The sequence below is a fragment of the Mesorhizobium silamurunense genome (genome assembly GCF_014843905.1).
Taxonomy (GTDB): Bacteria; Pseudomonadota; Alphaproteobacteria; order Rhizobiales; family Rhizobiaceae; genus Mesorhizobium; species Mesorhizobium silamurunense.
Genome location: NZ_LPVS01000061.1, coordinates 165,141 through 176,386, shown reverse-complemented (window position 1 = coordinate 176,386; position 11,246 = coordinate 165,141). Strand labels below are relative to the sequence as shown.

General features: G+C 64.7%; 12 protein-coding genes, 1 tRNA gene and 1 pseudogene. 7 read left to right on the top strand and 7 right to left on the bottom strand.

What is annotated here, in order from left to right:
• Positions 1–42 precede the first annotated feature (42 nt).
• Positions 43–423, bottom strand: a pseudogene (locus AU465_RS17690) (TetR/AcrR family transcriptional regulator); the annotation flags it as partial.
• 89 nt (positions 424–512) lie between these two features.
• Between AU465_RS17690 and AU465_RS17685 the strand changes: the two are divergent.
• The gene (locus tag AU465_RS17685; protein ID WP_192250308.1) at positions 513–1,169 is read left to right on the top strand and encodes an O-methyltransferase; all 657 of its coding nucleotides are present in this window, start codon (positions 513–515) and stop codon (positions 1,167–1,169) included.
• Between the two features lie 125 nt (positions 1,170–1,294).
• On the top strand, positions 1,295–2,512 hold the full coding sequence (locus AU465_RS17680) for an MFS transporter (protein ID WP_192250305.1): 1,218 nt from the start codon (positions 1,295–1,297) through the stop codon (positions 2,510–2,512).
• 205 nt (positions 2,513–2,717) lie between these two features.
• Here AU465_RS17680 and AU465_RS17675 read toward each other — a convergent pair whose 3' ends face one another.
• Both AU465_RS17675 and AU465_RS17670 read right to left on the bottom strand, forming a co-directional pair.
• On the bottom strand, positions 2,718–3,377 hold the full coding sequence (locus AU465_RS17675; protein WP_192250302.1) for a response regulator transcription factor: 660 nt from the start codon (positions 3,375–3,377) through the stop codon (positions 2,718–2,720).
• Positions 3,378–3,493: 116 nt separating this feature from the next.
• Positions 3,494–3,931 carry a hypothetical protein gene (locus tag AU465_RS17670; RefSeq protein WP_192250299.1) on the bottom strand — a complete coding sequence of 146 codons (438 nt, stop codon included), beginning with the start codon at positions 3,929–3,931 and terminating at the stop codon, positions 3,494–3,496.
• Positions 3,932–4,046: 115 nt separating this feature from the next.
• On the opposite strand from AU465_RS17670, the gene AU465_RS17665 reads away from it, so the two are divergent.
• The 3 genes from AU465_RS17665 to AU465_RS17655 are packed head-to-tail and all read left to right on the top strand — an operon-like array spanning position 4,047 to position 6,460.
• Positions 4,047–4,397, top strand: coding sequence for a DUF952 domain-containing protein (locus AU465_RS17665; protein WP_192250296.1), 351 nt, complete (start codon positions 4,047–4,049; stop codon positions 4,395–4,397).
• Positions 4,394–5,467 carry a quinone-dependent dihydroorotate dehydrogenase gene (locus AU465_RS17660; protein ID WP_192250293.1) on the top strand — a complete coding sequence of 358 codons (1,074 nt, stop codon included), beginning with the start codon at positions 4,394–4,396 and terminating at the stop codon, positions 5,465–5,467. Before AU465_RS17665 ends, AU465_RS17660 begins: the two co-directional genes overlap by 4 nt.
• 30 nt (positions 5,468–5,497) lie before the next feature.
• Positions 5,498–6,460 (top strand): PLP-dependent cysteine synthase family protein, encoded by a 963-nt coding sequence (locus AU465_RS17655; protein ID WP_192250290.1) that lies wholly within the window; start codon positions 5,498–5,500, stop codon positions 6,458–6,460.
• A 37-nt stretch (positions 6,461–6,497) separates the two neighbouring features.
• Here the strand turns inward: AU465_RS17655 and AU465_RS17650 are convergent, their stop codons facing one another.
• Entirely contained in the window at positions 6,498–7,835 is a 1,338-nt protein-coding gene (locus AU465_RS17650) for an MATE family efflux transporter (protein ID WP_192250287.1), read from the bottom strand.
• 123 nt (positions 7,836–7,958) lie between these two features.
• On the opposite strand from AU465_RS17650, the gene AU465_RS17645 reads away from it, so the two are divergent.
• The gene (locus tag AU465_RS17645; protein ID WP_192250284.1) at positions 7,959–8,861 is read left to right on the top strand and encodes a histone deacetylase family protein; all 903 of its coding nucleotides are present in this window, start codon (positions 7,959–7,961) and stop codon (positions 8,859–8,861) included.
• 12 nt (positions 8,862–8,873) lie between these two features.
• Here AU465_RS17645 and AU465_RS17640 read toward each other — a convergent pair whose 3' ends face one another.
• The gene (locus AU465_RS17640; protein ID WP_127857647.1) at positions 8,874–9,137 is read right to left on the bottom strand and encodes a DUF6460 domain-containing protein; all 264 of its coding nucleotides are present in this window, start codon (positions 9,135–9,137) and stop codon (positions 8,874–8,876) included.
• 197 nt (positions 9,138–9,334) lie between these two features.
• Between AU465_RS17640 and AU465_RS17635 the strand changes: the two genes are divergently transcribed.
• Positions 9,335–9,408, top strand: a tRNA-Gly gene (locus tag AU465_RS17635).
• Positions 9,409–9,636: 228 nt separating this feature from the next.
• Here AU465_RS17635 and AU465_RS17630 read toward each other — a convergent pair.
• Together AU465_RS17630 and AU465_RS17625 are read right to left on the bottom strand one after the other, a co-directional pair.
• Positions 9,637–9,981, bottom strand: coding sequence for a protamine-2 (modular protein) (locus tag AU465_RS17630; protein ID WP_192250281.1), 345 nt, complete (start codon positions 9,979–9,981; stop codon positions 9,637–9,639).
• 104 nt (positions 9,982–10,085) lie between these two features.
• Complete coding sequence (locus AU465_RS17625) at positions 10,086–11,075, bottom strand: LysR family transcriptional regulator (protein ID WP_192250278.1); 990 nt, start codon at positions 11,073–11,075, stop codon at positions 10,086–10,088.
• Between the last annotated feature and the right edge of the window lie 171 nt (positions 11,076–11,246).

Sequence of the window (11,246 nt, the reverse complement as noted above, 5' to 3'; positions counted from 1 at the left end):
GTGATTTCGCCGCCGCTACCGTTGACACAACTCGCCTCATATGAGGGGGGCGGCATCGTTCAGTGCCCCACGCACCGCCGCCTCCTCGCACTCGGAGCGTATGAAGGCATGCACCAGCGTGCGTATCCGTTCGAGCGGCGGTTTTCCGACGTCCTCGAGGATGCCGCACAAAAGCTCGGTCGTCTGCCGCCACTCGTCGCTCTGCAAGCGAAACAGCAACGCCGCCTTGTTCGGGAAATATTGATAGAGCGAGCCGACGCTGACGCCCGCCTTCTCGGCGACGCGCGTGGTGGTGAAACGCTGCGCGCCTTCGCTCGCCAAAACCTGAGCAGCCGCCTGCAGAATCGCCGCGACGAGCTCCGTCGCGCGCGCCTGTTTGGGCTGTTTTCGGGTGGAAATTGAAGGGCTTGGGCGTTGGATCATGGCAGCGCTTGGGAAATGCGAATTGGAAACCTGAAGGATTATTCGTATTTTTCGAAGCAACACAAGAACGCAACCAATCGGAGCCCACCATGACCACCCTGACCGAAACCCCGCTGGCGCCCCTGCTCGCCCGCCTGTTCAAGGAAGCCAATGCCGCGACCAGCCCGGCGATGGCCCGGTACTCGCGCGAGGAACGGGCGCGGCTGCTCGGCAGCAAGACCGAATACCTCGATTTCTACGGCAGCCTGAAGGATCTCTGGCTCGCGGTTTCGCCTGAGACCGGCACGCTGCTCTACATGCTGGCGCGCAGCACCGGCGCGCGTATCATCGTCGAGTTCGGCACTTCGTTCGGCATCTCGACGCTCTATCTTGCCGCGGCACTCAGGGACAATGGCGGCGGCCGCCTGATCACCACGGAATTCGAACCCTCCAAGGTGGTGCGCGCCAGGGCCAATCTCGCCGAAGGCGGCCTTCTCGACCTGGTCGATATCCGCGAGGGCGATGCGCTGGAGACGCTGAGCGCCGACCTGCCCGACCGCATAGACCTTCTGCTGCTCGACGGCGCGAAGGCGCTCTACCCGGAAATCCTCGGCCTGGTAGAGAGCCGGCTCAGGCCCGGCGCGCTAGTCATCGCCGACAATGCCGACTTCTCTCCGGAATATCTGGAGCGGGTGCGCTCGCCGGCGGGCGGCTATATGTCGACGCCGTTCGGCGACGACGTCGAACTGTCGATGCGGCTCGGCTGAAAAGCCCGGCACAAGCATATCAACACTCACGCCGCTCTTCGAGCGGCCGTAGGCGTTCACGTCAGCCAACGCGCCATCCCGGCCCTCGGGCCTCGAGCCCCGGGTCTTTGACGCTAGGTGACATCATGACCGCAATTTCATCCTCCTGGCGCGGGCTGCCGCGCCCGGCGCTGCTCGGCCTCTTCCTGTTCTTCTGCGCCGGCTTCGCCGACGGCGCGCTGGTGCCGTTCTTTCCGCTCTGGGCCAGCAGCGAAGCCGACATTCCCATAGGCGCGATCGGGCTGCTGTTCGGCTGCTATGCCGGCGGCGAATTGATCGCGGCGCCGCTGATCGGCGGCATCGCCGATCGGGTTGGCCGGCGGCCGGTGCTGATTTTCTCATCGCTCGGCGTGGGGTGCGGCTTCGTCGCCCTGTTCTTCATCCACGGCGTTGCAGCAACCGCGATCGTGCTCATTTTGACCGGCATGTGCGAGTCGGTGCTCCATCCGACCATCCTCACCGCGATCGCCGATGTGACCGAGCCGTCAGCGCATCCGCGCTGGTTCAGCATGGCGCGCGTCAGCTCGAGCGCGGGACAGATCCTCGGACCGCCCTGCGGCGCCCTGCTGGCGCTGCTGTCGCTCAGCACCGTGTTTCTCGCCGCCGGCGGCATGCTCATTCTGGGCGGTGTCGTGATGCTGGCGGCGCTTGGCGAGACGATCGGCAGCGGGCGCGCCGGCGGTCAGCACGAAGAGGAAGAGGAGGAAGGCCTGTCGGCGCTGCTGCCGGCCTTCCGCGACGGCCGCCTGGCGAAGCTGCTCCTCTGGGTCGTGCTATTCGAGATTTCCGGCAACTGGATCGAGGCCGTCATCCCGCTCTATGCGCAGGACGCCGGCACGCTTTCCCCATCCGGCATCGGCACGCTGTTCGCCTATGCGGCCGCTTTGACCGTGGGCTTGCAGATGCTGGTGAGCCGCTTTGCCGAGGCGCGAACAGCACTTTGGCTGACCGCCGGCGCCGGCCTCTCGACCATCGCCGCCTTTGTCCTGCTCATGGCGTCGCCGGCAACGCCCTCGCTGATTGCCGCCGTCAGCCTGTGCTCGGTGGCGCAGATGCTGGTCGGGCCGCTCGTGCCGACAGCGGTCAACGCGCTCGCGCCCGTGGCGCGACGCGCCTCCTATATGGCGGCCTCGTCGGTGGCGGTCGACCTCAAGGACTCGCTCGGACCCTCGATCGGCACAGCGCTCTATGCGCTTGCGCCCCGCCTGCCCTGGGTCGCCGGCATTCCGCTGGTGGCGATCGCTTCGCTCGGATTGGGCGTAGCGATCGGGAGGGCGCGGCACGTTTCTGGCATGGCGACTTGAGAGGCGAGTTTCGACGCAGAGGCCTCCAGGCCGGAGAAAGCCGCGGCCTAAAGCATGTCTCCCGAAAGTGGGAACCGGTTTCGGGGGCAAGACACGCGTAAAATCAATGACCTAAAGCGCACTGAGCGAATCTGAAAGATCGCGACGCGCTTTAGTCGTCAGGCCCGGCGATGGAGGAGCAGCCTTGACGCAAAAGGGCCAGCGATCAGCCCACTGGCTGCAGCGGGTCGCCGCCGATCTTGGAAAGCTGGATGACCGCCTGGGTGCGGCTGTCGACGCCGAGCTTTTGCAATATGGCCGAGACATGCGCCTTGATGGTGGCCTCGGAGACGCCAAGCTCATAGGCGATCTGCTTGTTGAGCAGCCCTTCGGCCAGCATGCCGAGCACCCGCGTCTGCTGCGGCGTCAGCGCCTGCAGCCGCTTGATCAGCTCCGAAATCTCGGGATCGCGCTCGACGCCGAGCTCGATCCCGGCGGGCGCGGCGATATCACCGGCAAGCACGGCCTGCACGGCGGCGCGAATTTCCTCCATGCTTGCCGATTTGGAGATGAAACCGGAAGCGCCGAGATCGAGCGCGCGGCGGATGGTGACTGGATCGTCATGGGCCGACACCACCACCAGCGGCACCGAGGAATGGATGCCGCGCAGAGAGATCAGGCCCGACAGGCCGCTGGCGCCCGGCATCGAGAGGTCGAGCAGCACCATGTCGATGTCTTCATTGGCAAGGACAAGCGCCTTGGCGCTTTCGAAATCGCCGGCCTCGTGGATGGCGGCGACATCGCCGATGCCGGCAAGCGCCTCCTTCAGCGCACCGCGAAACAGCGGATGGTCGTCGGCAATGACGAAGGTGTGGCCCGACGGCAAATATTCCTCCCCGTCCCATCACTGATTGTGTGCTTCTTGCGGGATCGGAACGATTATGCGGCGGCGCGGCGCGTTTTCAAGCAGCAAAGGCCGCGCGCAGGCTTTTTCCCAAGGGATCAGGTCTTTTGCGGAGTGGGCTTCGCGCCGCCGTCGCCTTCTTCCTTGTCCATATCCTTCACGATGTCCATGAAGCTGCGGAAGAAGCGCTCCATGTAGCTCATCGTCTTGTTGAAATCCTCCTCGCTCGGCAGGTTGGATTCGAGCCGGGCGGAGGGCGTGTTCTCGAGCTTGGCGACGCGCTCATCCAGCGCCTTCACCGAACTCTGCAGCCGGTCGATCTCGTCCTGGATGGCGGCGCGCTCGTCGGACGCCATCTTGCAGACGAGCTGGCCGGAGCGCTCTTCGCAGATCGACATCGCGCCGGTCTGGGTGTCCATGCGGACATAGCCGTTGGCCGACTTTTCGAGCCGATAGCGGTCGGTCTCCTCGGAATAGGCCGATGCGGCGACCAGCGAGCAAAGCGCCGCCGGGATCAGGATGTGCTGCAGACGCATGTTGTTTATCCTCCATGAGCCGTTGAGCCAAGAATATCACAGGTTTGCGCCTGAAATGGGGAAGAGATTCGCAAGCACCCTTTCCCCCATGGTTCGTTCGGACTATAGCGCGACAATGTCTCAGATTATCTACAAGATCGCGCCTGAAGCCACGTGGCGCGAAGCGGAGCGGAACGGCCGTTTCACCGGAGCGCCGATCGACATCGCCGACGGCTTCATCCACTTCTCCACCGCTGCCCAAGTGCGTGAGACGGCGGCCAAGCATTTCGCTGGCGAGACGGACCTGCTTCTGATTGCTGTCGATGGAGCGCGGCTGGGTGAGGCGCTGAAATACGAGGTGTCGCGCGGCGGCGCCTTGTTCCCGCATCTCTACGCCCCGCTCGACCTCGATGCCGTCCTCTGGGCAAGGCCACTGCCGCTGGGCAGCGATGGCCGGCATCAATTCCCTATGCTGGAGGGCGAATGAGCGTGCTCGACCGGATCGGCCAGAAGCTGCTTTTCTCCTTCGATCCGGAAACCGCGCACGGCCTTTCCATAGCGGCGCTGAGATGCGGCCTGCCGGTCGGCTCGCCATCCCCGCGCGACGCGCGGCTCAAGGTCAGCCTTTGCGGCCTCGATTTCCCCAACCCGCTCGGCATGGCCGCCGGCTACGACAAGAACGCCGAGGTGCCTGATGCGCTGCTCAGGCTCGGCTTCGGCTTCGCCGAGGTCGGCACGATCACACCGCTGCCGCAGCCAGGTAACCCGAAGCCGCGCATCTTCCGGCTGACTGCCGACGGGGCCGTGATCAACCGGCTCGGCTTCAACAATGAAGGCCATGACGTTGCCGAAAAGCGCCTTGCTGGGCGCAAGGGGCGTGGCGGCATCGTCGGCGTCAACATCGGCGCCAACAAGGACAGCGCCGACCGCGTCGGCGACTATGAGCGCGGCGTGACCCGCTTTGCGCCCTATGCCAGCTATCTGACCGTCAACATCTCCTCGCCCAACACGCCCGGCCTGCGCAACATGCAGGCGCGTGAGCAGCTCGGCGAGCTGTTGTCGCGCGTGATGGCGGCCCGTGCCGCGGCTTCGGCGCAGCCGCCTGTCTTTCTCAAGATCGCGCCGGATCTCGTCGAAGCGGAACTGGAAGACATCGCCGCCGAGGTCATCGAAAAAAAGATCGACGGAGTCATCGTTTCCAACACGACGCTTTCGCGGGCTGGGTTGCGGAGCGCAAGCCTCGCGGGCGAAGCCGGCGGGCTGTCGGGCAAGCCGCTTTTCGAGCGCTCGACGGCGGTGCTCGCCCGGATGCGCAAGCTGCTTGGCCCAAAAATGGCGATCATCGGCGTCGGCGGAGTCGACTCGGCGGAAACCGCACTGGAAAAAATCCGCGCCGGCGCCGATCTCGTCCAGCTCTATACCGGCATGATCTATGCGGGACCGGCGCTGCCCGCGCGCATCGTTGCCGGCATGGCGCGGTCCGCGGATCGGGAGCGTCTCAAATCCATCGGAGAACTGCGCGACACCGGCTGCGCAAACTGGTCCAAGCGACTCTGACGAGCTCCGACGAAACCGGGAAGACAGACAATGGCCGAGGTTCTGAACTCCGTCGTAGACTCGATCGGCGGCACTCCATTGGTCCGGCTCGACAGGCTGACGGCGCAGGCGGGCGTCAAGGGCGGGATCCTCGCCAAGCTGGAATATCTCAACCCGGGCTTTTCGAAGAAGGATCGCGCGGCGCTTGGAATAATCGAGGAAGCCGAAAGATCTGGCGCCATCAAACCGGGACAAACGGTGGTCGAGCTTACCTCCGGAAATATGGGCACGGGCCTCGCGATCATCTGTGCGGTCAGGGGCTACCCCTTCGTCGCGGTGATGTCGAAAGGCAATTCTGAAGAGCGCGCGCGAATGATGACGGCGCTCGGCGCGGAAGTGATTCTCGTGGACCAACTGCCGGGGTCGGTGCCGGGGCAGGTATCGGGTGGCGATTTGGCGCTCGTCGAGCAGACCGCCAAGGCGGTGGCGGCGGAACGAGGCGCGTTTCGCGCCGATCAGTTCCATCGCGACGGGAACTGGCTTGCGCACTATCACGGGACCGGGCCGGAAATCTGGGACGCCAGCCATGGCGCTGTCGACGCGTTCGTCGACTTCGTCGGCTCGGGCGGAACCTATACGGGGGTAGCGAGGGCGCTCAAGGAACGCAATCCCCTGATCAAGTGCTTCATCGTCGAGCCCAAGGGCGCCGCCGCCCTCGCGGGAGAGCCCATCACCCAATCCGAACATCCCATTCAAGGCGGCGGCTATGCCATGCCGGACCTGGCGTTCCTGAACAACGTGCCCGTCGATGGTTATCTTCAGGTTTCCGGCGATGAGGCACGCCAGGCCACGCGCCTGCTCGCGCGCAGCGAAGGCATCTTCGGCGGCTTCTCCTCCGGAGCGAATGTGGCTGCGGCGTTGCGACTTCTAGACGGCGATCAATCAGGCAAGACGATAGCCGTCGTCATTTGCGACTCCGGACTGAAGTACCTGTCGACCGACCTCTGGAGCTAAAGAATCAACACTGCCAGCCCTGCCCGCGACGAAGGCGCTAAAAAGCCGTTCGCACCCTGAGCCGCAGCACCGCAACTAGGCTCAAACCCCGCACCAGCAGAAAGACGTGCAGCGCCGCCCACAGGCCGTTGTTGCCGAAGGCGGGCGCCAGCGTGATGAGCGCGCCGCTGAAGGCGAGGAACGACACAAGCATCATGTTGCGCATGTCGCGCGACCAGGTGGCGCCGATGAAGACGCCGTCCATCTGGAAAGCGAGCACGCCGCTCAGCGCCGTGAAGGCGGCCCACGGCAGGTAGGCGTCGGCGGCCTGGCGGACATCCGCCGAGGTCGTCACCAGCGCCACCAGACTGGTGCCGGCCGTCAGCAGCACCAGCGTCGCAACGCCGGCGAGACCGAAACCCCAGATCAGCGTCAGCCGCACGGCCTGCCGGAACGGTGTTGCCGCATGCGCGCCGATAGCGCGGCCGACGAGTTGCTCGGCGGCGGTCGCAAAGCCGTCGAGGAAGTAGCCGGCGATGAGGAAGAAGTTCATCAGCACGGCGTTGGCGGCGAGCGTCACCGTGCCGAACTGCGCGCCCTGCCTGGTGAACAGCGCGAAAGCGGCAAGCAGCGAGAAGGAGCGGATCATGATGTCGCGGTTGAGCGACAGCATGCGCCGGTAGGCCGGCAGGTCGAGGATGCGCCGGCGCGACGGCCGCTCCAGCTTGCGGAAGCGGCTGAGCACGATGGCAAAGCCGAGCAGCATCGCCAGGAATTCACCGGTGACGGTCGCCGAGGCCACGCCGGCGACACCCCAGCCGAGCTCGAGGCCGAGCAGGAAACAGAGCAGGATGTTGATGCCGTTGAGCACCGCCTGCAGCATCAGCCCGAGCCCGCCCTCGCCGCGCCCCAGCACGTAGCCCAATATGGCGTAGTTGGTGAGCGAGAAGGGCGCGGCGAGCAGCCTGATGCGGATATAGACCGACATTGCCGCGCTGACGCGCGGCTCGGCGCCCATGAACCACTGGCCGGCCACGGCAAAGAGCGGGGCAAGTGCGGCAAGCACGACGCCGGCGACGACCGCGATCAGCACGGCCCGCCAGAGAACGGCCTGTTCCTCCAACGGATCGCCGCGCCCGAAAGCCTGGGCGACGAGGCCGGTGGTGCCGGAGCGCAGGAAGTTGAATGTGGTGAAGACGACGTCGAACACCAGCGCGCCTGCGGCCAGGCCGCCGAGCAGGGCCGCGTCGCCGAACTGTCCGACAACCGCCGTGTCGACGATGCCGAGCAGTGGCGTCGTCAGATAGGCAAGCGTCATCGGCACGGCAATCGCCAGCACCGAGCGGTTGCTGACGTTGAAGGATCTGGCGTTTATCTGGGTCGCACCCTTATCCAAGGATTGCTGCCTTGCTCGTTGCGGCTTGATCGAACAGCCGATGTGCCCCAGTTTGCCGCTGCCGCGCAATCGCCAACCCGTGGCGGCCAACTGAATTCCAGCTCTGGCGCAGGCTGCCCCATCATGCCCTTGCAGATCGTCCACCACCCCGACTACGACGCCGGCTTCGCCGTCAACCACCGCTTTCCGATGAGCAAATATCCGTTGCTGATGGAGGCCTTGCGCGCCCGCGGCTTGGCCGTTTCGGAGGCGCTTTCGATGCCGGGACCGGCGCCGGCCGCATGGCTGAAGCTCGCGCATGCGGCCGACTATGTCGACCAGGTGCTGGCCTGCGAGGTGCCAGCGAAGATCGAGCGCGAGATCGGTTTTCCGGTCGGCCAGCGCGTGTCGCTGAGGGCTCAGCTTGCCACCGCAGGTACGGTTCTGGCGGCGCGGCTGGCGCTGAAGCACGGCATCGCCTGCAACGCTGCCGGCGGCAGCCATCACGCCAGGCGCGAGCACGGCGCGGGCTTCTGCACCTTCAACGACGTGGCGGTAGCGTCGCTGGCGCTGCTTGCGGAGCGCGCCGTCGAAAACATCCTGGTCGTCGATCTCGATGTCCATCAGGGCGACGGCACGGCGGACATCCTGAAGGACGAACCCCGCGCCTTCACCTTTTCCATGCATGGCGAGCGCAACTATCCGGCGCGCAAGATCGCCTCCGATCTCGATATCGCCTTGCCCGACGGCACCGGCGATACCGCCTATGTCGACCGGCTCCGCGCCATTCTTCCGGAGCTTTCCGCAAGACGGCGCTGGGACATCGTCTTCTACAATGCCGGCGTCGATGTCCACGCCGAGGACCGGCTCGGCCGGCTATCGTTGACCGATGACGGCCTGCGCGCCCGCGACAGGACGGTGATCAGCCATTTCCGCGCCCGCGGCATCCCGCTGTGCGGCGTCATCGGCGGCGGCTATTCGACCGACGTGCCGGCACTTGCCGCGCGCCACGCCATCCTGTTCGAAACGGCAGCTGCCTATGCCTGACGGCTCGACAGGCTACTTCCTGTAACTGGCGATCCTGAGCAGGATAAAGGCCGGCACGACGATCGCGGCACCGAGCAGGATATAGCCCAGGAAGCGGTCGATGGCGTGGAAGCCGAGATTCCACAAATCGACGAAGAACTGGCGGATGCCATAGAACACATCCATCGGGCTCCAGCCGAAGGCGTGCATGACGAGGCCGACGAGGAAGGAAACCACCAGCAGCTTCACGAGCACCCTGAGTGGCGTATCGCCGAGGAAGCGTGTCAGTGCGGACAAGGCCGTTCTCCGGTTCGAGCTGCCCCGATTCGGCAGCGCGACTTCAGAAATACGCACTCGGCTGTTCGGCATCAAGCAGGCGCGCCATTGTCGGCCAGATAGCGCGTATGAACCTGACGGGGCGTCGAAACATATCCAAGGTTCGCGACGAGAGCCGATTGCTTGAGGCACTGCCATCATGGTAACGAGGCTGCTGCGCGGGTATGATGTAATGGTAGCCTGTCAGCTTCCCAAGCTGAACGCGCGGGTTCGATTCCCGCTACCCGCTCCACCTTGCAACGCAAGGGTTTGAGCCAGACTTCGCCAGCGGCCATTGCGCAGTTTTACATTGGGTTCTACGCGACCGATTCCCAGCCGGTCTGGTTCGACACTCAGGCCAAGCGGTATGCGCAATGGTGAAGTCGGTGGTTTGCAAGCAAAGCTTTGGGTCTTGCACACCAATGCAAGACCCCGGTCTGCAATTCACCCTGGCAGGCGCCGGTGCGTGGTTGCTATCGTCCTAGAGCCAGAACCCGATCCAGACACGGCGGCGCCAGCAGCGGACATGACGCCGACCATAGCGCCAGTAGCGGCGGCAGACCCTTCTCCAGACCCGCCGGCGGCGACGACGGCGGTAGTACCGATCGCGGTAGTAGCGACGGCGGCGGTAATAGTACTGAGCCGGCTGCAGCAGATCGGCCTGCTCATCCTCCTCGTAGATGCCCGGATCCGGCTTATCCAATTCATCGAGAATTCCGTTGCCTTTGGGGACGCCGGCAACCGCCTTGCCCGGTCCGGCCAGGCCTGCAAGTGCCGCTGCCCCCGCAACGCCAAGCATTCCAGTCAGAAACAACCGACGTTCCATCGAAACCTCCCGAGCTGTTGAGCATCGACAACTCGTCCGTCACCCGGAAACAGGCTCAGCGAGCCGCCGCTCGGTTTGAACGTGCAAGTAGCATTCTCGTTCCATTACCCCACTTCACGCAAAATGAAGTCGTGCAGCATCTTGGCGGCGGGCGAGAGCACGCGGTTCTTGACCGTAATCAGGCTGTAAGGCCTGACTTCGATGTCGAATTCGGTCTGCACCACGTCGATCGCTCCCGCCAGCCCGTCGGCGCTCTGGATGAACTTGGCCACCTGGACCGAAACGGGGGCGATGGCGTCGGATTGCGCCACCATCACCAGCGTCAAGAGCAGCGAAGAGGTGTTGAGGATGCGGTCGGGAAGCGGGATGTTGCGGTTCAGGAAATTGCTTTCCATCGCCTGGCGCAGCGGCGAGCCGCCGGACTGGAAGACCCAGTCATAGGCGGCCGTCTCCTCCAGACCGACCATCCTGCCGCTGGCAAGCGGATGGCCGCGGCGCACGATCAGGCAGGCCTTCTCGATGCCGATGACACGCGATTCGAACAGCCGCGGATTGAGGTCGTCGGGAATGCGGGCGATGATGAAGTCGTGGCGGGAGGCGATCAGCTCGCGGGCAAGCACATTCGACGTCTCCACCTGCATCGTGATCTCGATGCGCGGGTAGATGCGGCGGATCTCGCGAATCGCCGGCACGGCCAACTCGATCGCCGGCGCGGTCACGGCGCCGAGGAACACCGAGCCGCCTTTGCCGGCCTTGAGCTCCGAAATCTCGCGGTCGGCTTCGCGCATCTCGAGCAGGATCGAGCGGGCGCGCCTGGCGAGCGCCTGGCCGTAAGGGGTGAGGGTTACGCCGCGCGGCAGCCGCTCGCACAACTTCACGTCGAGCACCGCTTCCATCTCGGCGATCATGCGCGAGGCGGCCGGCTGGGAGATGTTCATCACCTGGGCGGCGGCGCTCACCCGTCCGTGATCGTCGAGGGCGGCGATCATGCGCATATGGCGCAGGCTCAAACCGCTGCGCAAGAGTGTTTCCCCGTCGCCCGGGAGCTTCTCGTAACTTACTGAAATCGCATCAGGATCGCGCAACGCCGCCATGATTTCCGAGCCTCTCCGCCAGTTCTCTGCCGCACGCTAAACCATACCAGTTTCGGTATAGCAACCACCAAAGATCGCATTTGACAGTTATGTCAAAGGAACACACCCTTCGCGCGTTCCGAGGCGCAACGATCGGCAACGAGCAAAATCGTATCGATTGAAACTGCGTCG